22 protein-coding genes and 1 pseudogene are annotated in these 23230 nt (G+C 67.1%); 13 read left to right on the top strand and 10 right to left on the bottom strand.

What is annotated here, in order from left to right; genetic code table 11:
* Positions 1–99 precede the first annotated feature (99 nt).
* On the bottom strand, positions 100–1983 hold the full coding sequence (locus BDIM_RS02595) for a ribonucleoside-diphosphate reductase subunit alpha (protein WP_040344597.1): 1884 nt from the start codon (positions 1981–1983) through the stop codon (positions 100–102).
* 277 nt (positions 1984–2260) lie between these two features.
* Between BDIM_RS02595 and BDIM_RS02590 the strand changes: the two genes are divergently transcribed.
* A complete protein-coding gene (locus tag BDIM_RS02590) occupies positions 2261–2998 on the top strand; it encodes a phosphatase PAP2 family protein (protein ID WP_003164007.1) in 738 nt (245 codons plus the stop codon).
* 124 nt (positions 2999–3122) lie between these two features.
* Positions 3123–4442: an acetyl-CoA hydrolase/transferase family protein gene (locus BDIM_RS02585; protein ID WP_003164006.1), complete on the top strand. Its 1320-nt coding sequence runs from the start codon at positions 3123–3125 to the stop codon at positions 4440–4442.
* 3 nt (positions 4443–4445) lie between these two features.
* Here the strand turns inward: BDIM_RS02585 and BDIM_RS02580 are convergent, their stop codons facing one another.
* The gene (locus BDIM_RS02580; RefSeq protein WP_040344595.1) at positions 4446–5102 is read right to left on the bottom strand and encodes a glutathione S-transferase family protein; all 657 of its coding nucleotides are present in this window, start codon (positions 5100–5102) and stop codon (positions 4446–4448) included.
* A 149-nt stretch (positions 5103–5251) separates the two neighbouring features.
* Between BDIM_RS02580 and BDIM_RS02575 the strand changes: the two genes are divergently transcribed.
* On the top strand, positions 5252–6298 hold the full coding sequence (locus tag BDIM_RS02575) for a ribonucleotide-diphosphate reductase subunit beta (RefSeq protein WP_003164004.1): 1047 nt from the start codon (positions 5252–5254) through the stop codon (positions 6296–6298).
* A gap of 72 nt (positions 6299–6370) precedes the next feature.
* Here the strand turns inward: BDIM_RS02575 and BDIM_RS16740 are convergent, their stop codons facing one another.
* From BDIM_RS16740 to BDIM_RS02560, 4 genes and pseudogenes are all read right to left on the bottom strand, one after another.
* Entirely contained in the window at positions 6371–6889 is a 519-nt protein-coding gene (locus BDIM_RS16740; protein WP_174924796.1) for a cell wall hydrolase, read from the bottom strand.
* A gap of 102 nt (positions 6890–6991) precedes the next feature.
* A complete protein-coding gene (locus BDIM_RS18355; RefSeq protein WP_248601202.1) occupies positions 6992–7300 on the bottom strand; it encodes an ATP-binding protein in 309 nt (102 codons plus the stop codon).
* 220 nt (positions 7301–7520) lie between these two features.
* A pseudogene (locus BDIM_RS18620) lies at positions 7521–7832 on the bottom strand (HAMP domain-containing protein); the annotation flags it as partial.
* A 659-nt stretch (positions 7833–8491) separates the two neighbouring features.
* A complete protein-coding gene (locus tag BDIM_RS02560) occupies positions 8492–9220 on the bottom strand; it encodes a TVP38/TMEM64 family protein (protein WP_003164001.1) in 729 nt (242 codons plus the stop codon).
* Positions 9221–9399: 179 nt separating this feature from the next.
* Here BDIM_RS02560 and rpmH point away from each other — a divergent pair, with 179 nt between their 5' ends.
* The 6 genes from rpmH to BDIM_RS02530 all read left to right on the top strand — a co-directional run bounded on the left by rpmH (position 9400) and on the right by BDIM_RS02530 (position 14132).
* Positions 9400–9534 carry a 50S ribosomal protein L34 gene (gene rpmH / locus BDIM_RS02555; RefSeq protein WP_003164000.1) on the top strand — a complete coding sequence of 45 codons (135 nt, stop codon included), beginning with the start codon at positions 9400–9402 and terminating at the stop codon, positions 9532–9534.
* A gap of 33 nt (positions 9535–9567) precedes the next feature.
* Positions 9568–9996 (top strand): ribonuclease P protein component, encoded by a 429-nt coding sequence (gene rnpA / locus BDIM_RS02550; protein WP_040344591.1) that lies wholly within the window; start codon positions 9568–9570, stop codon positions 9994–9996.
* A gap of 5 nt (positions 9997–10001) precedes the next feature.
* Positions 10002–11804, top strand: a complete 1803-nt coding sequence (gene yidC / locus BDIM_RS02545; RefSeq protein ID WP_003163998.1) for a membrane protein insertase YidC — start codon at positions 10002–10004, stop codon at positions 11802–11804.
* Between the two features lie 4 nt (positions 11805–11808).
* On the top strand, positions 11809–12477 hold the full coding sequence (gene yihA / locus BDIM_RS02540; protein WP_003163997.1) for a ribosome biogenesis GTP-binding protein YihA/YsxC: 669 nt from the start codon (positions 11809–11811) through the stop codon (positions 12475–12477).
* A 74-nt stretch (positions 12478–12551) separates the two neighbouring features.
* A complete protein-coding gene (locus BDIM_RS02535; protein WP_003163996.1) occupies positions 12552–13064 on the top strand; it encodes a DUF3617 domain-containing protein in 513 nt (170 codons plus the stop codon).
* A 72-nt stretch (positions 13065–13136) separates the two neighbouring features.
* Positions 13137–14132 carry an LLM class flavin-dependent oxidoreductase gene (locus BDIM_RS02530; RefSeq protein WP_003163995.1) on the top strand — a complete coding sequence of 332 codons (996 nt, stop codon included), beginning with the start codon at positions 13137–13139 and terminating at the stop codon, positions 14130–14132.
* Here BDIM_RS02530 and BDIM_RS16735 read toward each other — a convergent pair.
* The 4 genes from BDIM_RS16735 to BDIM_RS02510 are packed head-to-tail and all read right to left on the bottom strand — an operon-like array spanning position 14129 to position 18085.
* Positions 14129–14635 carry a hypothetical protein gene (locus tag BDIM_RS16735; RefSeq protein ID WP_003163994.1) on the bottom strand — a complete coding sequence of 169 codons (507 nt, stop codon included), beginning with the start codon at positions 14633–14635 and terminating at the stop codon, positions 14129–14131. The genes BDIM_RS02530 and BDIM_RS16735 overlap by 4 nt on opposite strands.
* 5 nt (positions 14636–14640) lie before the next feature.
* Positions 14641–15789, bottom strand: a complete 1149-nt coding sequence (locus BDIM_RS02520; protein WP_003163993.1) for a polysaccharide biosynthesis/export family protein — start codon at positions 15787–15789, stop codon at positions 14641–14643.
* A 35-nt stretch (positions 15790–15824) separates the two neighbouring features.
* On the bottom strand, positions 15825–17090 hold the full coding sequence (locus tag BDIM_RS02515; protein ID WP_003163992.1) for a glycosyltransferase family 4 protein: 1266 nt from the start codon (positions 17088–17090) through the stop codon (positions 15825–15827).
* Positions 17090–18085, bottom strand: a complete 996-nt coding sequence (locus BDIM_RS02510; RefSeq protein WP_040344590.1) for a KpsF/GutQ family sugar-phosphate isomerase — start codon at positions 18083–18085, stop codon at positions 17090–17092. The genes BDIM_RS02515 and BDIM_RS02510 overlap by 1 nt, the downstream gene beginning before the upstream one ends.
* 177 nt (positions 18086–18262) lie before the next feature.
* Here BDIM_RS02510 and otsB point away from each other — a divergent pair, with 177 nt between their 5' ends.
* From otsB to BDIM_RS02490, 4 genes are all read left to right on the top strand, one after another.
* Positions 18263–19048, top strand: coding sequence for a trehalose-phosphatase (otsB, locus tag BDIM_RS02505; protein WP_003163990.1), 786 nt, complete (start codon positions 18263–18265; stop codon positions 19046–19048).
* Positions 19045–20829, top strand: a complete 1785-nt coding sequence (locus tag BDIM_RS02500) for a glycoside hydrolase family 15 protein (RefSeq protein ID WP_003163989.1) — start codon at positions 19045–19047, stop codon at positions 20827–20829. The genes otsB and BDIM_RS02500 overlap by 4 nt, the downstream gene beginning before the upstream one ends.
* Entirely contained in the window at positions 20826–22223 is a 1398-nt protein-coding gene (locus tag BDIM_RS02495; protein ID WP_003163988.1) for an alpha,alpha-trehalose-phosphate synthase (UDP-forming), read from the top strand. Before BDIM_RS02500 ends, BDIM_RS02495 begins: the two co-directional genes overlap by 4 nt.
* Before the next feature lie 255 nt (positions 22224–22478).
* The coding region (locus BDIM_RS02490; RefSeq protein WP_081461819.1) for an outer membrane protein at positions 22479–23230 on the top strand (752 nt) is incomplete at its 3' end.

Here is a 23230-nt window from a genome sequence, read left to right as displayed (position 1 = left end):
GGACTCTTTTACGCCACATTCCTTTATGACGAACGAAACCGCCCGGAGAGGGTTCCCCGGGCGGCTCAAAGGCGATGGCGTTGAGTGTGAAGGCTTGCCTTACTGGCAGGCCAGGCACTCGTCATAGTCGGTGCGGGCGATGGAGAAGAGGTCCGGCTGGTTCGGATCGATCTCTTCTTCCTTCTTGTCCTCGGCGCCGGCGAAGGCGGCGCGCTGCACCGACTTGGACCGCAGATAATACAGCGACTTCAGGCCCCGCTCCCACGCCGACCAGTGCAGCATGTGCAGATCCCACTTGTTGACGTCGCCGGGGATGAACAGGTTCAGCGACTGCGCCTGGCAGATGTCGCCGGTGCGGTCGGCGGCCAGTTCGATGACCCAGCGCTGATCCAGCTCGAAGGCGGTCTTGTAGATGGCCTTCTCGTCGTCGCTGAGGGCGTCCAGGTGCTGGACCGAGCCTTCGTTCTCGAGGATCGAAGACCAGACGGCCTCGGTGTCGATGCCCTTCTCGCCCAGCAGATCCTGCAGATAGGGGTTCTTGACCGCGAAGGAGCCCGACAGGGTCTTGTGGGTGTAGATGTTGGCCGGGATCGGCTCGATGCCCGCCGACGTGCCGCCGCAGATGATCGAGATCGAGGCGGTCGGAGCGATGGCCAGCTTGTGGCTGAACCGCTCCATCACGCCGCGATCGGCGGCGTCGGGGCAGGGGCCCTTTTCTTCGGCCAGGGTGCGGCTGGCCTTGTCGGCCTCGCGACGCAGGTGCTTGAACAGGCGCATGTTCCAGCTCTTGGCCATGGCCGATTCAAAGGCCACGCCCTGCGACTGCAGGAAGGAGTGGAAGCCCATCAGGCCCAGACCCACCGAACGCTCGCGCTGGGCCGAATAGACGGCGGCGGCCATGGACGACGGGGCGCGAGTGATGAAGTCCTCGAGCACATTGTCGAGGAAGCGCATGATGTCCTCGATGAAGCGCGGCTCTTCGCGCCACTCCAGGAAGGTCTCGGCGTTGACCGACGACAGGCAGCAGACGGCGGTGCGCTCGACGCCCTTATGGTCCAGACCCGTGTGCAGCATGATTTCCGAGCACAGGTTGGACTGCTTGACCGACAGGCCCAGATCCTTCTGGTGCTGCGGCATCTGCCGGTTCACCGTGTCCGAGAAGATCAGATATGGCTCGCCCGTCTGCATCCGGATTTCGAGGATCTTGGTCCACAGGTTGCGGGCGTCGACGGTTTTGCGGACCTCGCCGTTCTTGGGCGAGATCAGGTCGAAGGGCTTGCCGTCGCGGACCGCCTCCATGAAGGCGTCGGTGATGTTGATGCCGTGGTGCAGGTTCAGCGAGCGGCGGTTGAAGTCGCCCGACGGCTTGCGGATCTCAAGGAACTCTTCGATTTCCGGGTGGTGGATGTCCAGATAGACGGCGGCCGAGCCGCGACGCAGCGAGCCCTGCGAAATCGCCAGGGTCAGCGAATCCATCACGCGGATGAAGGGGATGATGCCCGAGGTCTGACCCGCGCCCTTGACCTTCTCGCCGATGGAGCGGACGCCGCCCCAATAGGTGCCGATGCCGCCGCCGTTCGAGGCCAGGGAGACGTTCTCGTTCCAGACGTTCTGGATGCCGTCCAGGCTGTCGTTGACCGAGTTCAGGAAGCAGGAGATCGGCAGGCCGCGATCGGCGCCGCCGTTCGACAGCACCGGCGTCGCCGGCATGAACCACAGCTTGGACATATAGTCGTAGACGCGCTGGGCGTGATCCGCGTCGTCGGCGTAGGCCGTGGCCACGCGGGCGAACATGTCCTGATAGCTTTCGCCCGCCAGCAGGTAGCGGTCTTCCAGCGTCTTCTTGCCGAATTCGGTCAGCAGGGCGTCGCGCGTGCGGTCCAGTTTCAGGCCGTTCACCACCGTCAGCTCCGGCTTGGTCTCGGGCGACGCCGAGGAAACCGTAGAGAATTCCGTCGTCTGCAACGCTTCGCCGCCAGCCATTTTCGTCCCTGTCCCGAACAAATGCGATTAGAAGGCCGTACCGGTTTGAGACACTACATCTAGTGGCTGCTTGCCGGTGTTCGGCTAGATATATGGGTGCATATCCCTAACCGCAGGTAAAGCTCTTGACGGGAGCTTTTCTGACGAATCGGTGGGCGGCTGATCACACCCTGTGGAAATGACTCAGGAAATGCGGGATCACATTTTTCACCGAACCGTCGTCGATTTCTGCGAGGGCTGACAGGGAACACCGCAACAGCTTGGCCGTTAGCGCCCCATGGCCCCGCATCCCACCGCCTTCCTGACCCGCGCCCTGCGCGTCGCCCGCACGGAGATCGCCGCCGTGGCCGCCATGCTGGTGGTCGCCCTGGGGGTGTTGATCTTCATCGAGGTGGCCGACGACATTCAGGAAGCCGACGGCCAGGCCTTTGACCATGCGGTGTTGGCGGCGGTGCGGCCCTTCGCCGATGATCCGGGGCGCCCCTGGGGGCCGTGGTGGCTGCACGAGGCGGCGGCGGATCTGACCTCGCTCGGCGGCATATCGGTGCTGACCCTGTTCGCCGTCATCGCCATCGGCTTCCTGCTGATCATGGGCAAGCGGCTGTCGGCGCTGATGCTGGTCGTCGGCCTGGCGGGCGGGGTGGCCCTGAGCGAAGGCCTGAAAGCCCTGTTCGAGCGCGAACGGCCGCCCGAAATCTATCAGGCGGTGGAGACGCTGAACGCCAGCTTCCCCTCGGGCCACGCCCTGCTGTCGACCGTCTTCTATCTGACGCTGGGGGTCATGCTGACGCGCGCTTTTCCACGCAAGCGGCTAAAGGCCTATGTTCTGGGCTGCGCGGTGGCGATCGCCCTGCTGATCGGGCTGACGCGCATCTATCTGGGCGCGCACTGGGCGTCGGACGTGTTCGCGGGGTGGAGCGTGGGCGCCGCCTGGTCGATGGCCCTGTGGCTGATCGCCTACGCCGCCGAGCGGCGCCAGCGCCTGCACGACGCGCCCCTGCAGGACGCGCCCTAGGCGTATGGTTTCTTAGACCAAGGTCTAGCGCCGCGAAGGCGCGCGGCTGTCGGATAAAGGCGATCAGAAGCCGTCGCCACGCAAGCGACGGACGCCCTCAAGGACGACGCTTCAGGAGTTTCCCATGACCGATTTCGCCGCCCTCTACGCCGAACGCCTGACGACGCCTCAGGCGGCGGCCGCCCTGATCCCGTCGGGCGCCAAGGTCGCCATGGCCCTGGGCGTCGGCCAGCCGCCCGCCCTGCTGAAGGCCCTGGCCGACCGGGCCGAGGCGCGGCAGGTGGGGGACGTCAACCTCTACTACCTGCTGTCCACCGCCATCGCGGGCGAGACGGTGATGCGCTTCGAACTGACTGACCGCATCCGCCCGCACAGCCTGTTCCACGGCGCCATCGAGCGGAAGCTGGAAGCGCGCGGGATCGAAGAGGGCCGTCGCGCCGTCTGGTTCGTGCCGACCGGCTTTCAGCAGACGCCGCGCGTGCTGACGCGCGAAATCGGCGTCGACACCCTGCTGGCGACGGTCTCGCCGATGGACGCCGAGGGCTATTTCAGCCTGGGGACCAACACCGACTACGCCCTGGCTGTCTCCGAGAGCGCCGAACGGGTGATCCTGGAGGTCAATCCGCACATGCCGCGCGTGTTCGGCGATTGCCGCGTCCATGTCTCGCAGGTCGCGGCCCTGGTCGAGCATTCGGCCCCCTTGCTGGAGGCGGGCAAGGCGCCGCAGCAGCCGCAGGATCTGGCCATCGGGGCCTTGATCGCCGGCATGGTCGAGGACGGCTCGACGCTGCAGATGGGCATCGGCGCCCTGCCGGACGCGGTGTGCGCGGCGCTCCACGACCATCGCGACCTCGGCATCCACACCGAGATGCTGACGCCGGGCCTGGTCGAACTGATGAAGGCGGGCGTCGTCACCAATGCGCGCAAGACCCTGCACCCCGGCAAGACGGTCTTCACCTTCTCGATGGGGAACCGCTCGACCTATGAGTTCCTGCACGAGAACCCGGCCTTCGAGGCCCGCCCTGTCGACTATGTGAACGACCCGGCGGTCATCGCCCGCAATGCGAAGATGATCTCGGTCAACGCGACCTTGCAGATCGACCTGTTCGGCGCCTGCTGCTCGGAATACCTGAACGGGCGGCAGTACACGGCGTCGGGCGGCCAGCTGGACTTCGTGCGCGGCGCGGCGGCGTCCGAGGGCGGAAAGTCGATCATCGCCTGCCACTCCACGGCGGCCAAGGGGACGGCCTCGCGCATCGTGGCGCGTCTGGACGGCCCGGCGACGACCCCGCGCAACGACATCCACTACGTCGTCACCGAGCATGGAGCGGCCAATCTGAAGGGGCTGACCGACGACGCCCGCGCCCGCGCCCTGATCAGCCTGGCCGCGCCCGAGTTCCGCGAAGGGCTGGAGCGTGAGGCGAAGGCGATGGGCCTCTTCTAGGCCCTAACCCTCCCAGCCCTCGTCGAACGGGAACCGCTCGGCCCAGAAGGATTGAAGCTCAGGCAGGGCGTCCACGCGGCGGACGACCTCGGCCATGCCGGGCGCTTCGGTGTAAAAGCGGCGACGCCGAGGCGTCCAGCGGCTTGCGACGGCGACATAGAGGTCCAGCACCGTCATCTCCTCGCCCAGCAGGAAGCGGCCCGGCGTGATCTGGGCGTCCATCATCCGCCAGCAGTCGGCGATGCGTTCGATGGTGCGGCGCTGGATTTCAGCCTGGGCCTGCGGATCGTCGCCGGCCAGGCGAGACGGCTCGTCCCGCACCCAGAACATCGAATAGACGGCGGCGGGGATGAAGCTCATCCAGCGCAGGAACTGCGCCCGGCGCGGATCGTCCAGCGCGGGCGACAGCCGGGCCTGCGGGTGGGAATCGGCCAGCCAGATCAGGATGGCGGCGCTTTCGGTGATCACCTCGCCGCCCGGCGTGACCAGGGCCGGCACTTGGCGCATCGGATTGACCTGCGCCACCTTGTCCCGCTCGGCCTCGCCCTCCCAGGTCGGGGCCTCGATGACGCGATGGTCCTGCCCGATCAGCCGCAGCGTCGCCTCGACCGGGACCGAGCCGGACCCGGCGGCGCCGTAGAGCGTGAAAACCATCCCCATCTTCCTCCCCAATTTCTTGTCACGGAAACACCATATCTAGCGGTCGGTTGAAAAGTGATCGCTAGATGTGCGCATCTTCCCTTGTCCCCGCGCGCCGGCGGACGCATGGTGAAACGCACTTTTTCCGGATTCGCCCCAGGTCTTCTTCGATGAACGCTCCCGCCACGATCATTCGTCCCGGCACGCCCGGTCTGCTGACCCCCTCGGCCGCCTACAAGCCCTTCCGCTATCCGTGGGCCTTCGACATGTGGAAGAAGCAGCAGCAGGTCCACTGGATGCCTGAAGAAGTCCCGATGGGCGAGGACGTCAAGGACTGGGCCGCCAATCTGAACGACGGCGAGCGTAACCTGCTGACCCAGATCTTCCGCTTCTTCACCCAGGCGGACATCGAGGTGCAGGACAACTACATGGAGCGCTACGGCCGGGTGTTCAAACCGACCGAAGTGAAGATGATGCTGGCCGCCTTCGCCAATATGGAGACCATCCATATCGCGGCCTACGCCCTGCTGCTCGAGACCATCGGCATGCCCGAGAGCGAGTTCGGCGCCTTCATGGAATACGAGGCCATGAAGGACAAGCACGACTACATGGGCCAGTTCGGGGTCGACAGCGACGCCGACATCTGCCGGACCCTGGCCATGTTCGGAGGCTTCTCGGAAGGGCTGCAGCTGTTCGCTAGCTTCGCCATGCTGATGAACTTCCCGCGCCAGTCCAAGATGAAGGGCATGGGACAGATCGTGTCCTGGTCGGTGCGCGACGAGAGCCTGCACTGCGAAGGCATCATCAAGCTCTACCACGCCTTCAACAAGGAGACGGGCGCCGTCACCAAGGCCGTGGCCGACGACATCGTCGACTGCTGCAAGACGGTGATCGAGATGGAGGACAAGTTCATCGACCTGGCCTTCGAAATGGGCCCGGTGAACGGCATGACGCCAGACGACATCAAGGCCTATATCCGCTTCATCGCCGACTGGCGCCTGCGTCAGCTGCACCTGCCGGAAGTCTACGGCGTGACCGAGAATCCGCTGCCGTGGCTGCAGGCCCTGCTGTCGGGCGTCGAGCACGCCAACTTCTTCGAGGCGCGCGCCACCGAATACTCCAAGGCCGCCACGCAGGGCGCCTGGCACGGCGCCGACGGCGTCTGGGACAGCTTCGACAACATGATGAAGCGCCGCACGGAATCCGTCGGGGCCTGATCCGGCCTGATCTCAAGCGAGAAAAAGGGCGCCCCACGCGAGGTCGGCGGCGCCCTTTCCTTATCTGAAGCCTCAGTTCGGCGTCTTGCGGCCCGCGTTGCAGCGCGCGGTGTCGCCGCGCTGACAGGCGGCGGCGGTGGCGCGCCAGTCGGCCATGTCGCGCTCATAGCGGGCCTGGGCCTCGTCGGCGGCGCGAAGATCCGCCTCATGCCGTTCGCGATCGGCGCGCGCCTGCGCCTCCGTCTGCTCCACTTCGGCCTGCCAGCGCCGCTGGGCCTCGGCCTGGGCGGCCTGATTGGCGCGGTCTTCGTTCTCGGCCAGGTCGTTCTGGGCCACGATCTCGGCGTTCAGGGCCTGGGTTTGGCGCAGCTCGTCGGGATCCTGGGCCGAATCCGGCGCGCGATGATAACGCTCGCCCTTGGACAGCAGCATTTCGGCCACGGGATCTTTCGGCGCCGGTTGCGGGCGGGTCTGGCTCTGGCCCTGAGCGTAGGCGGAGCCGGCCGCCAGCGAGAAGGCCAGGGTCGTGGTCAGCATCAGCGCCGCCAGGGGACGGGCGGGGCGGGTTTGCGAGGACGGGGGGCGGGTCATGGAGCGCTCCTGGCGGGAGGAATACGAAGGACCGCAAGCTTGGCGCTTTCGGCGTTCAAAGGAAACAACGTCCGGGACGGCGTAAGGCTGCCGTCCGGCGCCCTAGAGCGGCAACAGAAGCTCGAAACGCGTGCCCTGCGGTCCGGTGTCCAGCAGCGTCAGGGCGCCGCCGTGGTTGGCCGCCAGCTCGCGTGAAATGGTCAGGCCCAGGCCCGTGCCGTCGGCCCCGCCGCCGCTGACGAAGGGCTCGAACAGGCGATCGGCCAGGCGCGGCGGAATGCCGGGGCCGTCGTCGCGCACGGTGACGGCGGCCATGCCGCCGCGGGTCTCGGCGCTGACGGTGATGGCGCCTTTGCCGCTCTTGTCCTTGCTCTGGGGCGCGGTCTCGATGGCCTGGCGGGCGTTGCGCATCAGATTGACCAGGATGCGGTGAAGCTGGTCCGGGTCGGCGTTGACGGTGAAGCGGGCGGGCAGGTCGCGCACCAGCCGCACGCCATCCGGCTCCAGCCGCGTCCTCGGCGGCGGCGGCCACCGCGCGGGCCAGCAGCATCTTCTGAAGCTGGGGCGCCGGCTCCTCGGTCTTGCCGTAGGCCAGGACGTTGCGCGCCAGGGTCGAGGCTCGGTCCAGCGCCCGCTCCAGACGGGGCAGGGCGGTCGCCACCAGGGGGTCGGACGAGGTCGACAGCCGCTCGGACGCCATCTGGGCCGAGGTCAGCATGTTGCGCAGGTCGTGGTTGATCTTGGCCACCGCCTCGCCCAGCGCCGCCAGGCGGGCGCGCGAGCGCAGGGACTGGCGCACCTCCTCCTGCATCCGGGCCAGTTCGCGTTCGACCCGGCCGATCTCGTCCTGACGATCCGAGGGCGTTTCGGCCGGGCTTTCCGGATTGGCGGCGAAGCGTTCGATCGAGCGGGTGACGCGGCGCAGGGGCTGCAGCACCAGCATCGACAGGGAGGCGTAGAGCAGGCCGCCCGCCACCGCCGCGATCAGCAGCGACATCATCAGGCTGTTGACCAGAAAGCCCTCCAGCTCCTTCTTCAGCGGCTGGGCCGGGGCCAGGATCTCGACCAGATCGCCCGAGCGATACCGCGGCGCCGCCTGCACCCGCAGCGAACGATCGGGGTGGCCGAACAGGGTCTTCCACGGGTCCAGCAGCCGCGCCCCGACGTTGCGCTGGCGCAGGTCGATCAGTTCGGGCGCGCGCGGCAGGTTGGGGGCTTGCAGCAGCAGTCGCCGCACCCCCTGTTCGCCGATGACGACCGACTGCACCCCGCCGATGCTCAGCAGCTGTTCGGCGGTGGAGTCCTCGACGGCGGAATAGGGCAGGGCTTCGACCCCGACCGAGGCCAGTTCAGCCGCCTGCAGCCGGTCCATCAGCCACCGCTCCTGGAAGGAGGCGGCGCTGGGCACGATGATCAGGGCGGCGACCGCCAGGGTGAAGGCGACGGTCAGCAGCAGCAGGCGGCTGGACAGGCCGTCGGGCGCGCGGGGCTGCAGCCGCTGGCGCAGGGCGCGCCATGGGGCGGGCGATGTCGCAGGCGGTCTGGCCGTCGTCGCCGGGGTCAGGGGCGTATGAAGCTCCGTCGGAAGGGCCTCGCGTTCCGTCATGACGCCTCCATGCGGGGGCGCGCGCGCAGCTTCTGGGCCAGCTTGAGCAGCAGGGGCAGCAGCATGGACAGGAAGGCGACTCCCATCAGGGGCCAGAAGAATTCCGCGAACAGGCTCCGAATGTCAGGATTCGGGTCCGTGATCAGAACGTCGTGCAGGCTGTCGCCGATCCAGCAATAGATGGTGTGGGCGGGCAGAAGGCCGATGAAGGTGGCGACGACATAGGGCCGCAGCGGCGCCGCCATCACGCCCGCCGCCACATTGATCATGTGGAAGGGCACGGTGACCACCAGCCGCGCGACCAGCACATACCAGAAGGTGTTCTTGTCCACCCCGGCGCAGACCTTGTTCAACAGGCCCGTATCGGCGGCGGCGCGGCGGCGCAGGGAATCGCCCAAGGCGGTGCGCCCCACATAATAGACGGCCAGGGCGCCGACGGTGGCGGCGAAGGCGGTGGCGACGCCGCCGACCCACGGCCCGAACAGATAGCCCGCCGTCACGGTGATGAAGACCACGCCGGGCACCACGCTGGCCGTCAGCAGGCTGAAGATCAGCATCAGGGCGCCCAGCATCAGCAGGTAGCGCTGGGCGGTCAGGGCCTCCAGCGCCGTTCCGTGCTCACGCAGGGTGTCCAGCGACAGATAGCGATTCCAGCCCATGCCGAAGATCACGGCGACGGCGACCAACAGCACGGCCAGGGGCAGAAATCTTTTGACCCGGTTCAAACCGCGCTCCGTCCTCTTTCTTCTGTATCCCTAGCGGATTTCGCGCTGTCGCGCGCGCTTGTCGACTGCACGGAAAAGCGGCTGTGGCGTTGACTCCCGTCCTGTCGCCGCTTATACGCCCGCCTCTCTCGCGGCTGACGCTTGTGTCTGTCGCCAACCCCAGTAACCCGGAGCCGACCGTGAAGCGGACCTATCAGCCGTCGCGACTCGTGCGCAAGCGCCGTCACGGCTTCCGTTCTCGGATGGCCACCAAGAACGGTCAAAAGATTGTCGCGCGTCGCCGCGCCAAAGGCCGCAAGCGCCTGACGGCCTGACGTCACGCGCCCATTACCCTTCAGGGCGGGCGCATGACCGATCTGATGAAAATCGATCGCCTGTTGAGGCGGCCCCAGTTTCTGGCGGCCGCCAAAGGCGTTTCTCAGGCTCGCGGCGCCGTGGTGGTCCAGCAACTGGATCGCGCCGACGGCGACCCGACGGTGCGCCTGGGATTCACCGCCACCCGCAAGATCGGCGGCGCCGTCGTGCGCAACCGCGCCAAGCGCCGTCTACGCGAAGCTGCGCGCCTGCTGACGCCCCTGCACGGGCGGGCGGGATGCGATTATGTGTTCATCGCCCGCATGGGCACGGCGGACCGCGACTGGGACCGCTTGCTTGACGATGTGAAATCGGCCCTTACAAGGCTCGCAACCCCGCGCACGGCTTCCGATATGGGAGACCGGGCCGTTTCGACCGCCCGCGCCGCCCCCGACCCGCGCCCCGCCGACCAGGACCGCTGATCCCGATGCAGAACGAGAACTCGCGCAACACCATCATCTTCTTCGTGTGCGCGGCCCTGATCATGGGCGTCTACTACTTCATGGTGATGCGCCCGCAGGCCGAGAGCCGCCGCCAGGCGCAGATCGTCGCCGCCGAGCAGCAGAAGGCGCGCGAGGCTTCCGCCGACGCCGGCCTGACGCCGTCGGGCGCCGCGCCGGGCGTCTTCATCAAGGATCGCGCCCAGGCCCTGGGCACGGTCGCGCGCGTGCCGATCCAGACCCCGACCCTGAAGGGCTCGCTGTCGCTGCAGGGCGCGCGCATCGACGACCTGTATCTGACCCGCTACCGCGAGACGCTGGACAAGAATTCCCCGCCGGTCGAGCTGTTCCGCCCGCAGGGCATGGAGCACGCCTATTTCGCCCAGTTCGGCTGGAGCGGCCCGAACGTCGCCGGCGGCGTGCCCGGCCCCAACACCGTCTGGCGCCTGACCAAGGGCTCGACCCTGACGCCGACCACTCCGGTCGAACTGACCTGGGACAACGGTTCGGGCCTGCGCTTCACGCGCGTCGTCTCGATCGACGACCAGTACATGTTCACGGTCAAGGATACGGTCGCCAACCTGGGAACCCAGGCCATCGCCATCGCTCCCTACGGCCGCGTCGAGCGCCAGGGTGTTCCGGTCGACCTGGGCAAGCAGATGATCCTGCACGAAGGCGCCATCGGCACCTTCGGCGACGGGGGCGGCTATTCGACCGAACAGGTCAAGTACAAGGACTGGGCCAAGAAGCCGCGCATCGAGAACCAATCGACCGGCGGCTGGCTGGGCATCACCGACAAATACTGGCTGGCGGCCCTGATCCCCACCCAGGACGAGACCATCGAGGGCCGTTTCTCGGTGCGCGACGCCCAGGGGATGAACATCCACGAAGCCGCCATGCTGGGCGCCACCCACACCATCCAGCCGGGCCGCCAGATCGAGGAGACCCAGCGTCTGTTCGCCGGGGCCAAGCGCGCCGAGGTGCTGAAGGCCTATGAGCAGTCGCTGAACCTGCCGCGTTTCGTCTACGCCATCGACTGGGGCATGTTCTGGTTCCTGACGCGCCCGATCTTCACCGTGGTGGAGTTCTTCTACGGCGTCCTGGGCAACTTCGGCTTGGCCATCCTGGCCCTGACGGTGGTGGTCAAGCTGATCCTCTTCCCGCTGGCCAACAAGTCGTACGAGAGCCTCTCGAAGATGCGGAACCTCCAGCCCAAGATGGAGGAGATCAAGAAGAAGCACGGCTCCGAACCGCAGAAGCAGCAGCAGGAGATGATGGCCCTGTATCAGCGGGAGAAGATCAATCCGCTGGCGGGCTGCTTGCCGATGGTGGTGCAGATCCCGGTCTTCTACGCCCTGTACAAGGTGCTGTTCGTGACCATTGAAATGCGTCACGCGCCCTTCTTCGGCTGGATCCGCGACCTGTCGGCGCGCGACCCTTCGACGATCTGGAACCTGTTCGGCGCCATTCCGTGGGATCCGGCGACCCTGCCGATCCTGGGCGGCATCCTGAACGGCCCGCTGCACCTGGGCGTGCTGCCCCTGGTCTATGGCTTCACCATGTGGCTGCAGATGGCGATGAACCCGCCGGCGCAGGATCCGATGCAGCGCCAGATCTTCGCCCTGATGCCGATCGTCTTCACCTTCATCATGGCCCCGTTCGCGGCCGGCCTGCTGATCTACTGGGCGTGGAACAACGTGCTGTCGATCATCCAGCAGTATGTGATCATGCATCGCTTCAAGGCCGAGAACCCGATCGACGCCTTCCTCGCCCGCTTCAAGAAGGCCTGATCGGTTGGACGCGTCTGACGAGCCCAAGGTCGGGGAATATTCCGACGCCGAGATCGAGGCGGCGCGCGTCCTGTTCGCGCGCCAGGCCAGCTTCGTCCTGGGCTGCGCCAAGATCGAGCAGCTGCCGACTCCGGACCTGCCCGAGATCGCCTTCGCCGGCCGCTCCAATGTGGGCAAGTCCAGTCTGATCAACGGCCTGGTCGGCATGCACAAGCTGGCCAGGGCCTCCAACGAGCCGGGCCGCACGCGCGAGGTCAACTTCTTCGACCTGGACGGGCGGATGCGTCTGGTCGATCTGCCCGGCTACGGCTGGGCCAAGGCGTCCAAGACCACGGTCAAGAAGTTCCAGGATCTGGGCCGCGACTATCTGCGCGGCCGGGTGACGCTGAAGCGCGTCTATCTGCTGATCGACAGCCGCCACGGCCTGAAGAAGGTCGACGACGAGGCGTTGGACGCACTGGACCTGTCGGCCGTCTCCTATCAGATCGTCCTGACCAAGGCCGACAAGCTGAAGAAGGGCGAGGCCGAAAAGGTCCAGGCGGCGACGCTGAAGGCCATCTCCAAGCGCCCGGCCGCCTATCCCCACGTCGCCGTCACTTCGTCGGAAAAGGGTTTCGGCCTGCCCGAACTGCGCGCCGAGATCATGCGCACCACGGGCGTCGTCCTCGACTGAATCTCACATCCGCGTGAACCGTTAAGCCAGACCGGCGTTGTCCCCCTCGGTTCTTAACGAGAGGGGAGCGCTCCATGCGTTCAGCGATCATCGGCGGCGTCGCCATCGCCTGCCTGCTGGGTCTGTCGGCCTGCGGAAACAACAACAACAAGGCCGAAACTCCGGCCGCTGACGGGGCTGAGACCGCTTCGACGGCCGCCGCGCCGGCGACGCTCGATGCGCCCAAGCCGGGCCTGTGGCGCGTGTCCACCGCCATGGAAGGCATGCCGGGCGGCGCCGCCGTCCCGCCGCAGGAAGTCTGCATCAAGGAAGCCAAGCTTGAGGCCCCGGCCAGCGCCCAGCAGCCGGGCGCCGACTGTACGACCAAGCCGTTCGCGCGTGAGGGCGACGCCATGGTCGCCACCTCGTCCTGCACCTTGCCGGGCAATATGAAGGCCGACTCCACCATCCGCGTGACCGGCGACTTCAACAGCCGCTACGTCACCGAGGTCACGACCAAGATGGACCCGGCGCCGACGCCGCAGATGGCCCAGACCAAGGTCACCATGACCGCCGAGCGCATCGGCGACTGCCCCGCCGGTCAGTAAGCGCCCGCCCATAGACGATTGATCGTCACGGCCGGTATGGCGTCGCTGAAAAGCGGCCCCCATATCGGTCGGATGATCCCTCTGTCCATTCTCGACCTCGCCCCCGTGCCGGAAGGCTCCGACGTGGGGCAGGCGCTCGCCAACACCATTGATCTGGCCCGCCACGCCGAACGGCTGGGCTACAATCGCTACTGGCTGGCCGAGCATCACAACATGCCGGGCATCGCCAGCGCCGCGACCTCGGTCGTCATCGGCGCGGTGGCGGCGGCGACGAAGACCATCCGCGTCGGCGCCGGCGGGGTCATGCTGCCCAACCACGCCCCCCTGGTCATCGCCGAGCAGTTCGGCACCCTGAACGCGCTTCACCCCGGTCGGATCGACCTGGGCCTCGGCCGCGCGCCTGGCTCGGATCAGGCGACGGCGCGAGCTTTGCGCCGCACGCTTCAGGGCGACCACGACGCCTTCCCTCAGGACGTGATGGAGCTGATGCAGTGGTTCGCGCCCGCGACGCCGGATCAGCGCATCATCGCCAATCCGGGCGAGGGCCAGGCCGTGCCGACCTGGATCCTCGGCTCCTCGACCTACGGCGCCCAGCTGGCGGCGCACCTGGGCCTGCCTTACGCCTTCGCCAGCCATTTTGCGCCGGGCGAGATGCTGCGGGCCCTCGACATCTATCGCCAGACCTTCCGTCCATCGCCGCATCTTGAGAAGCCTTACGTCATGCTGGGCTACAACGCCTTTGTGGCTGACACGGACGAGGCGGCGCGCCTGCTGTTCACTTCGGTCCAGCAGGCTTTCGTTAACCTGAGAACCGGCCGCCCCGGCAAGCTGCCGCCGCCGGTCGAGGGCTACTACGAACGGCTGGACGGCGCGGCGCGCGGCATGATCGACGTCGCCCTGGCCTGTTCGGCGGTGGGCGCGCCCGCGACGGCCAAGGCCGCCCTCGACGCCTTCATCGCCCAGACCGACGCGGACGAGCTGATGCTGACCAGCCAGATATGGGATCCGGCCGCCCGCGTGCGCTCGCTCGAGCTGCTCGCCGCGGCGACCGGGCTGGCGTCCGCCTAGCGGCTGCTGGCGGGCGGTTTGAACAGCAGAGGAGAGGCGGCGTTTTCGGCGTCCAGGCGACGCCAGGCGGCGCCCAGGCGGATTGCGTCGGCCAGATCCTGCGGCGTTATGGGTTCGGCGTCGGTCAGTCTCTGACGCAGGCCGCGACAGGCCGCCAGCACGGCGGAGGCATGTCGTATCTCAGGGATCGTAGAGCGCGCGCCTATGCCGTCCAGCGAGGCGAAGCGCCAGCCTTCTTCGGACGGCGCGGCCTGGATCATCGCCCATTTCTCGGCAGGGGTGAGTTGATCGGCCAGTTTCTCCCGGGCGCCGTTCTCACCCTGTCGACGGTACTGACCCGGCTGGGCGGGTAGGCCGTGACGGCCATAGACGTCGCACGCGGCCGTCTCTATGGCGGCGACTTCCGCAAGCAGGCTGTCCACGCCGTCCGACAAGGCGTCAGAAGGAACGACAGCCTGCTCGCCGCCTCGGTCGTCGCGACGGCGTCCGAAGCGGCTCAGCATCGCCTTTAGTTCAGGCTCAGGTTGCCGGTGACCGAGACGTCGTAGACGACGCGGGTGATGCTCTGGACCACTTCGAAGAATTTGCGCATCTCAGCCGCGCCTGCACGCGGCGTGTAGATGAGATCGTCCGACTGCATCTGGAAATTGCTGGCGATGAAGAAGCCTTCGCCCTCGGCCAGGTTCAGGCGATAGACCACCGGCACCCCGCGCGAGGTGACGGGCTGCTGGATGCCCAGGGCCTGGGCCACTTCCGGCCGCTCGAAACGGAAAACCAGAACCGAACGGGCGTTGGCGATGTTGGAATCCAGGCCGCCGACGCCGCTGAGCGCCTCGGCCAGGGTCAGCGGGCCGGGCGGCAGTTCGCTGCGCGCCACGGCGTTGAAGGCGCCGAAGGAGCTGAAGCGGCGAGGCTTGTAGACCAGGTTGACCTGATCGCCCCGCTGCAGGCGCACGTTCTCGTTGAACTCGGTGGTGACGATCGACATCGGGGCCGTATAGACCTTGCCGTCGCGCTGGATGCGCACGTCGATGTCGTGCAGCGAACGCGACGGGCCGCCGGCGGCGGCGATGACGTCGAGGATGCGGTCGCTGTTGGCTGATAGGGGCTGGCGTCCGGGGCTGCGCACGTCCCCAAGCACGGTGACGGCGTTGGAGGCGTTGCCCGCGATGGTGACGACCACCTGGGGATTGGCGACCTTGCCGACCAGGGCGCGGCGCATGGCCGCCGAGGCCTGCGACGGGGTAAGGCCTTGCACGGTCACTTCGCCGGCAAAGGGGATCGGGACGGAGCCGTTTCGGTTGACCATCAGCGGCGGCAGGGTCTGGTTGCCGCTGCTGGCGCCGTCGCGTGGCGAGCCGCTGCCGAACAGGCTGCCGCCCGGTTCGAAGATGCTGACGGCAAGGGTGTCGCCGACGCCGATCACATCCGTGGGCGCTTCGCTGGAGGCGAGCGCCAAGCTCGAGAAGGACGGCGGGGGCGCCGCCTTCAGCCGTTCGCTCAGCGCGAAGTCCAGATCGACGAGCGCGTAGTCGCCCGCCCGCTCCGGTGAGGACGAGCCTTGAACCACGTTGCGGCCGGATGGCCCGTCGCGCGGCAGGGTCGAGCATCCGGCCAGAAGAGCGACGATGAGCAGGCTGGCGGCGGTTCTGGACATAGGGCCTCGGTGCAGTTCCATCAGATGCTTACCCTTCAGGCGGCTGCGCCGCCAGAGGCGCACAGCACCCGTTGCTGGACGACATCGAAATGCTGGTCCCAGTTGGGCGGAGAATAGGGCGGCGCGACCGGCGAATTGCGGGTCCAGTCCTCAAGCGCGGCCAGCCATCCCAGGCCGTCCAGCGGATCGATCAGGCGGGCGTGCGGGACCAGTTCGCGGTGGGCGGCGATGTTCGAGGCGATGAGGGGCACGCCCATGGCGCTGGCCTCGACGGCGGGCAGGTCGAAGCCTTCCACCGATGAGGGTGCGACCATGGCGCGTGCGCCCCGCATCAGAGCCGAAAGGGCGCAGTCAGGCAGGTTTTCGGCCTGGTGCACGAGGCCGCGTAGATTGGGCGAGCGTTGCAGGTGGTCCAGCACGGCCTCGTTTTCCCAGCCGTATCGGCCGACCAGGACCAGGCGCGGCGTGTCGGCGCCCATGGTTTCTTGCAACCGGCGCCAGACGGTCAGCAGGAAGGCCAGGTTCTTTCGCGCCTCGATCGTGCCGACGTGCAGGAAGTAGGGGCGAGCGGGTGCAATCGTCGTGCGGCTGTCGAAGGTGCGCTCCAGCCCCAGATGCGCGACTTCGATCGGCGGGGCGGCGATGTTCGACTGGTCGGCGAAGCCTTTCAGTTCGTCGGCTGTGTACTGGGAATTGACGATGATCCGCGAGGCGTGGCGCAGCACGTTGGTCATCCGTCGCACATGCTTCAAGCCGTCGCCGGGGCGGCAGAACTCGGGATGGGTCACGGGGATCAGGTCGTGGACCATGATGATCCGCTCAATACCTCCGCCGGCCAGGGACGTAAGGATGTCGGGCGTGTTCAGGCTCGTATGCCCGACATTTATATAGGCTCGCGCCGATGGAGGTGCGGCGATGCGGCGCGACCTGAAGTACTGCTTCCAGATCCGTTTCGGCTTGGTCTTGGGCGGCGCTTTTTCTTCGGGCGCGCGTCCTATGATCGAGGCTCCGTCGTCAGGCGAGCGCAGGGCGTCGAACAGCTTGCGGGCTTCGGGGCCCAGTTCCGTCACGGCGCCGGGGCCCGTCCAGCGGGTGCGCAGTTCAGCGAGGCGTTCGCGGAACCAGTCGTTGTCGACGCGCGCCAGTTGATCCTTTCGCGCCCGTACGGGCGTCATCCGATAGGTCGGGTGCTCGATCAGCCATTCGGCGTAGGCCAAGCAAACGCGGTCCACGCCAGTCGGGGCGCTGCGTTCGGTACGGCTGAGCAGCCGGCTGGCGTCGAACAGAATGTCCTCAGGCATCAGGACACATAGCCCGCCTGCATCAGTTCGGCGATATGGATGATGGCGACGGGGCGGCGGTCATCGACCACGAACAGATTGCTGATCTTGTTGGCGCTCAGCAGGTCGACCACGTCGCTCATGCGGGAGTCCGGATCGACCGTGATGGGGCTGCGGCTCATGATGTCTTCCGCCCGGACGGCGCTGACGTCGCGGGTGAGGGCGCGGCGCAGGTCGCCGTCGGTGATCATGCCGGCCAGGGCCCCGTCGGCGGCCAGGACGGCGACCGCCCCCTTGCGCCCTTCGGTGATCGCCGAGACGACGGCGCCGAAGTCGGCGTCCAGGGGCACGCTGGCCGGAGCGGCGGCGTTGTCGCCCATCCACTCGCGTACGGTCTGCAGGCTCATGCCCAGGGCGCCGCCGGGATGGTGCAGGCCGAAATCTTCCCGCGTGAAGCCGCGTCGGTCCATCAGCACCATGGCCAGGGCGTCGCCCATGGCCAGGGACATCAGCGTCGAGGTCGTCGGCGCCAGGCCGTTGGGGCAGGCCTCGGCCACCTTGGGCATGGTCAGGCATACGGCGGAATGACGGCCCAGGAAGCTCTGGGGCCGCTGGGTGACGCCGATCACCGGAATGTCGTTGCGCGCGCAGAAGATCAGCGGATCGCGCAGTTCGCGGCTCTCGCCCGAGTTGGACAGCGCCAGCAGGGTGGTGTCGGGGCGCAGCATGCCCAGGTCGCCATGGCTCATCTCGGCCGGGTGGACGAAGAAGGAGTTGGTGCCCGTCGAGGCCAGGGTGGCGGCGATCTTGCCGCCGATGTGGCCCGACTTGCCCATGCCCGTCACCACGACATAGCCGGGGCGCGACAGGATGATGTCGGCCGCGCGCGCGATCGAGGAATCCAGCGAACGTTCCAGCGCCTCCAGCGCTTCTATGTTCAGGCGCACGACTTCGCGCGCCCGGTCGGACATGGCGGCGAGTTGTTCAGGAGAGGAAGGAACGGAGAAAGCAGTCATGACGGCTCCAGGCGCCGGGGCCGCTTCTGCGGCTCTATCGTAGCGCAGTGGCAAATGCCTCATTCGAGAGTTCGGCACAATGGCGCCGTCGCGGGTGAACGAACGATGAATAGCGACAACCATTCCAGGCGTCATGCGTTGCCGTATGGTCCACGCACAGAAAGCACTCTGAAACGCATGTCTTCTGCACAGGGGTTTGCGCGCCCCCCACTGCCTGCGCCGCCGGAACGTCTGAGCGGAGCGGCGCTCTTCCTTGATCTGGACGGGGTTCTGGCCCCGCTGGCGCCGACGCCGGACGCCGTGGGACCGGAACCGCGCCGCACCCGGACGGTCGAACAATTGACCCACGCTCTGGGCGGCCGGGTCGCGGTGGTCAGCGGCCGCACCCTGGCCGAGATCGACCGGATCGTCGACGGGGCGGCGCGCGCGGCCTCGGGCGTGCACGGGCTGGAACGTCGCCGGGCAGACGGCGTGCTGAGCGCCCGCGACCCTGCCCCCTCGGTAAAGACGGCGCTGGCCGCCTTTCACGACTTCGCCGAAGCTCGCCCCGGCGTCCTGGTCGAGGATAAGGGCCTGTCTGCCGGGCTGCATTTCCGCCAGGCGCCCAGTCAGGCCGATGCGGCCCTGGCCTTGGCGACCGCCCTGGCGGACGAAACCGGTCTGGCGCTTCAGCCGGGATCGATGGTGCTGGAGCTCAAGACGCCTGGCGCGGACAAGGGCACGGCCGTCGCGGCCTTCATGGCCGAGGCGCCTTTCGTGGGCGCCACGCCCGTCATGGTCGGCGACGACCTGACCGATGAGGCGGGCTTTCGGGCGGCGGAAGCTCTGGGCGGTTTCGGCGTTCTGGTCGGACCGGATCGACCGACGGCGGCCCGCTATCGGCTCGAAAACGTGGAGGCGGTGCTCGACTGGCTCGGCGCTCTGGCCTCGGCCGCCGTAGAGGAGAAGGAGGCCCGCGCATGACCCCCAACCTGGACCTGGCCCCCATCGGCAATTGTTCGGTCAGCGCCCTGGTCGATCGGCAGGGGCGGTTCGTCTGGGCCTGCGCGCCGCGCATTGACGGCGATCCCGTCTTTTCCGCCCTGATGGACGGGGCCTCGCCCGAGCACGGCTTCTGGGCTGTGGAGCTGGAGGGGCAGGTCGCGGTCGAACAGGCCTATGTCCGCAACACCGCCGTCCTGCGCACCGTGCTGACGGCGGCGGACGGCGGGGCGGTCGAGATGCTGGATTTCTGTCCGCGGCATCTGAAGCACTCGCGCATCTATCGGCCGATCGCCTTTGCGCGCGTGATGCGGCCTCTGTCGGGCGCGCCGCGCGTCACCATGCGTCTGCGCCCGTCGACCGACTGGGGCGCGCGGGCGGCTGAGCGCACCTCGGGCTCCAACCACATCCGCTATCTGTGCAGGGATGTGACCTTGCGCCTGACCACCAACTGCCCGGTCAGCCACGTGTTGAACGAACGCGCCTTCCGCCTGGAGGAGGAGATGGCCTTCTTCCTCGGCCCGGACGAGGGCTATGACCAGTCGGTGCTGGCGGGCGTCACCGCCGCCCTGGACCTGACCATCGCCCATTGGAAGCACTGGACCCGCACCCTCTATCTGCCGCTGGACTGGCAGGAGGCGGTGATCCGCGCCGCTATCACGCTGAAGCTTTGCGTCTATGAAGAGACCGGCGCCATCGTCGCCGCCATGACGACCTCCGTGCCGGAATTTCCGGAGAGCGGACGCAACTGGGACTATCGCTACTGCTGGATTCGTGACGCCTACTATACGGTGCGGGCGCTGAACCGTCTGGGCGCGGTGGACATCCTCGAGAGCTATCTCGGCTATCTGCGCAACCTGGTCGACGCCTCGGCGGGCGGTCATGTTCAGCCGGTCTATGGCGTGGGTCTGGAGCCCGCCATCGTCGAGCACATCGTCGACAGCGTCGAAGGCTATCGCGGCATGAAGCCGGTGCGCGTCGGCAATCAGGCGCACGAGCACCTTCAGCATGACGTCTACGGCCAGATCGTCCTGCCGCTGGTGCAGGCCTTCTTCGATCACCGGCTGTTGCGTCCCGGCACGATCGAGGACTTTCGCGCGTTGGAGAAGGTCGGCGATCGCGCCTTCGCCATGCACGATCAGGTCGACGCAGGTCTGTGGGAGTTCCGCACCATCGCGCGGGTGCACACCTATTCCTCGGTCATGTGCTGGGCGGCCTGCGATCGTCTGGCCAAGGCGGCGCATCATCTGGGTCTGGACGATCGCTGCGAGTTGTGGCGTGAGCGTGCGCGCATCATCCGCGAGCGCATCGAGGCCGAGGCCTATCTGCCGGACGAGGGCCGCTTCGCCGCCAGCTTCGGCGGGACGGAGCTGGACGCCTCCCTGCTGCAGATGACGGACCTGGGCTTTCTCGACGCCCATGACCCGCGTCAGGTGAAGACCTTCGAGGCGGTCGAGCGCGATCTGAAGCGCGGCCCCTATCTGTTCCGCTACATCCACCCCGACGACTTCGGCGAGCCGGAGACCGCCTTCAACTTCTGCACCTTCTGGTACATTGAGGCGCTGGCCCTGAACGGTCGGGTCGAAGAGGCGCGCGTCATCTTCGAGGAGATGCTCAGCCGCCGCACCCATGCGGGCCTGCTCAGCGAGGACATCGCGATCCAGGACGGCGAACTGTGGGGCAACTACCCCCAGACCTATTCCCTGGTGGGCATCATCAACTGCGCGGTCCTGCTCAGTCGTTCGTGGACGGATGCGCGATGAGCCGCCTGATCGTCGTCTCCAACCGCGTTTCAGCGCCCAAGGATCCGGCGGCGGGCTCGGCCGGCGGTCTGGCCATGGCTCTGTCGGCGGCGCTGCGCAAATATGAGGGTCTATGGTTCGGCTGGTCCGGCGAGACGGTCGAGCATTTCACCGGCGAGTTGAATATCGAGGACCGTGCGGGCGTCGCCGTCGCTACCGTCGATCTGGAGCCGCAGGATGTGGACGAATACTACAACGGCTACGCCAACAAGACGCTGTGGCCGCTGTTCCATCATCGTATCGACCTGACCGCCTATGAGCGGTCCTACGGTGAAGGCTATGAACGCACCAACCGCCGTTTCGCCGAAGTGCTTCAGCCTCTGCTCCAGCCCGACGACGTCATCTGGATCCACGACTACCACATGATTCCCATGGCGCGGGATCTGCGGCGGCTGGGGGTGAAGAACCGCATCGGCTTCTTCCTGCACACGCCCTGGCCGGCGCGTCAGCTGCTGGTGACGTTGCCGCATCACCGGCGGCTGGTGGAATCCATGTTCGATTTCGACCTGCTGGGCTTCCAGACGCGCGAGTGGCTGGGCCTGTTCCAGCGTTATGTCGAGGTCGAGGCGGGAGGCAAGGTGCGGGCCGACGGCCGGGTCGAGGCCTTCGGCCGCAGCGTTCAGACGGGAGCTTTCCCCATCGGCATCGATGTGGACGGCTTCCTGGCGGCGCGCGACTCGCCGCTGGGGCGTCGGACCTATGATCGGATGTCGGCTTCGGCGGCCTTCCGTTCCATGATCGTCGGCGTAGACCGGCTGGATTACTCCAAGGGGCTGGAGCAGCGCCTGCTCGGCTATGAACAGTTCCTGGAGGACAATCCCCAACTGCGCAGCGAGGTCTTCCTGCTGCAGGTCACGCCGATTTCGCGGGACGAGGTGGATACGTATCAGGATATGCGCGTGCGCCTGGAAGCTCTGGCTGGGCGGGTCAACGGCGCCTACGCCGACATGGACTGGCAGCCGATCCGCTATCTGAACCGCACCTTCCGCCGCGACCAGCTGGCGGGGATATATCGCGCGGCCAAGGCGGGGCTGGTGACGCCCCTGCGCGACGGCATGAATCTGGTGGCCAAGGAGTATGTGGCGGCGCAGGATCCTGAAGACCCCGGCGTCCTCATCCTGTCGCGCTTCGCGGGCGCCGCCGAACAGATGGGGGAGGCGCTTCTAGTCAATCCTTTCAGCCGCGAGGAGCTGTCCGAGGCGATCCAGAAGGCCCTGACCATGCCGCGGGAGGAACGGATACGGAAATGGAAGGCCCTGATGAAGGTCGTGCGCGACACTGACGTCGCCCGCTGGCGCGACGACTATGTTCAGGCGCTGATGGCGGCGTCGCAGTCGAAAGAAGGGTCGCAGTAGGCTCTCTTGCTAGCGGTCGTCGCCATGATCGCCGCTTGGATGAAAGGGCCGGTTCATCGACCATTCATCCTTGCTGACACAGTGAAGCCGTATTGCCCCGGTGCGGGGCGGCAACCCGATTTATGTTGAAATGGCGCCACAGTGGACACATTCAACGCTCAAATGGGGAACCGCTGCACTGCAATATCGTTCGGCTTTCGAGCGCCTTCGCGGTATCGCATGGGCTTTCGGATCAACTAAGAGTGTGAGGACACCATGAAGCTGAAACTTCTGGCCAGTGTCGCTGCTGCGGGGCTGTTCGCAGCTGGCGCTGCATCGGCTGAGCCCGATGGCTGGTACGGCGCGGTCGACGCCGGCTACCACATCATCGACGACATCAACACGGAAGCGTCGGCGACCGGCCACCACTGGAACTGGGAAGTCAACGACGGCTGGGCGGCGTTCGCTCGCCTCGGCTATCGTTTCAACCCGAACTGGCGTGTCGAACTCGAAGGCGGCTACCGCTCGGGCGACATCGGCAAGGTGCGCGCCGTCTCCGGCCCGCAAGGCCTGTGCAACCTGACGCCGGCCACCGGCCCGTGCCACTCGCCGGAAGGCGACATCGAGTCGACGACTCTGATGGCCAACGTCCTGTACGACTTCGGTTCGCCGGACTGGACCATCCGTCCGTTCGTCGGCCTGGGCGTCGGCGTGAACCGCGTCAACGTCGACACGATCGGCCGTCTGCGCCAGACGCCGGCTGTGAATTTCGAAGCGGATGATCGCTCTTACAAGTTCGCCGCTCAAGCGATCGCCGGTCTGGCCTGGGCCGTGGGCGACCGCGCCAACGTCGACCTGACCTACCGTTACCTGACGGGTGACGCTGAGTTCGACACCACGACATCGGGCGCCGGCGCCATTCCGTTCGGCACCCTGTCGGGCGACTACGACCAGTCGCACACCGTGACTCTGGGCCTGCGCTATGCGTTCGGCGCTGAGCCGGCGGCTCCCCCGCCCGCCGCCGCCCC

The organism is Brevundimonas diminuta ATCC 11568, from assembly GCF_000204035.1.
Classification (GTDB): domain Bacteria; phylum Pseudomonadota; class Alphaproteobacteria; order Caulobacterales; family Caulobacteraceae; genus Brevundimonas; species Brevundimonas diminuta.
The sequence above is the reverse complement of the archived record's forward strand: the minus strand, read 5'-3'. Positions and strand labels throughout refer to the sequence as shown.

Excerpts from the sequence above, each read along its gene's own strand:
- BDIM_RS16740 (WP_174924796.1), bottom strand. The coding sequence starts at position 6,889 with ATGACCCGCCCCCCGTCCTCGCAAACCCGCCCCGCCCGTCCCCTGGCG.
- BDIM_RS02520 (WP_003163993.1), bottom strand. The coding sequence starts at position 15,789 with ATGTCCAGAACCGCCGCCAGCCTGCTCATCGTCGCTCTTCTGGCCGGA.
- BDIM_RS02535 (WP_003163996.1), top strand. The coding sequence starts at position 12,552 with ATGCGTTCAGCGATCATCGGCGGCGTCGCCATCGCCTGCCTGCTGGGT.
- BDIM_RS18355 (WP_248601202.1), bottom strand. The coding sequence starts at position 7,300 with ATGCGCAACGCCCGCCAGGCCATCGAGACCGCGCCCCAGAGCAAGGAC.
- BDIM_RS02510 (WP_040344590.1), bottom strand. The coding sequence starts at position 18,085 with ATGACTGCTTTCTCCGTTCCTTCCTCTCCTGAACAACTCGCCGCCATG.
- BDIM_RS16735 (WP_003163994.1), bottom strand. The coding sequence starts at position 14,635 with ATGCTGAGCCGCTTCGGACGCCGTCGCGACGACCGAGGCGGCGAGCAG.
- BDIM_RS02580 (WP_040344595.1), bottom strand. The coding sequence starts at position 5,102 with ATGGGGATGGTTTTCACGCTCTACGGCGCCGCCGGGTCCGGCTCGGTC.
- BDIM_RS02495 (WP_003163988.1), top strand. The coding sequence starts at position 20,826 with ATGAGCCGCCTGATCGTCGTCTCCAACCGCGTTTCAGCGCCCAAGGAT.
- BDIM_RS02500 (WP_003163989.1), top strand. The coding sequence starts at position 19,045 with ATGACCCCCAACCTGGACCTGGCCCCCATCGGCAATTGTTCGGTCAGC.
- rnpA (WP_040344591.1), top strand. The coding sequence starts at position 9,568 with ATGACCGATCTGATGAAAATCGATCGCCTGTTGAGGCGGCCCCAGTTT.
- yidC (WP_003163998.1), top strand. The coding sequence starts at position 10,002 with ATGCAGAACGAGAACTCGCGCAACACCATCATCTTCTTCGTGTGCGCG.
- BDIM_RS02575 (WP_003164004.1), top strand. The coding sequence starts at position 5,252 with ATGAACGCTCCCGCCACGATCATTCGTCCCGGCACGCCCGGTCTGCTG.
- BDIM_RS02585 (WP_003164006.1), top strand. The coding sequence starts at position 3,123 with ATGACCGATTTCGCCGCCCTCTACGCCGAACGCCTGACGACGCCTCAG.
- BDIM_RS02595 (WP_040344597.1), bottom strand. The coding sequence starts at position 1,983 with ATGGCTGGCGGCGAAGCGTTGCAGACGACGGAATTCTCTACGGTTTCC.
- otsB (WP_003163990.1), top strand. The coding sequence starts at position 18,263 with ATGTCTTCTGCACAGGGGTTTGCGCGCCCCCCACTGCCTGCGCCGCCG.
- BDIM_RS02515 (WP_003163992.1), bottom strand. The coding sequence starts at position 17,090 with ATGCCTGAGGACATTCTGTTCGACGCCAGCCGGCTGCTCAGCCGTACC.
- BDIM_RS02590 (WP_003164007.1), top strand. The coding sequence starts at position 2,261 with ATGGCCCCGCATCCCACCGCCTTCCTGACCCGCGCCCTGCGCGTCGCC.
- BDIM_RS02530 (WP_003163995.1), top strand. The coding sequence starts at position 13,137 with ATGATCCCTCTGTCCATTCTCGACCTCGCCCCCGTGCCGGAAGGCTCC.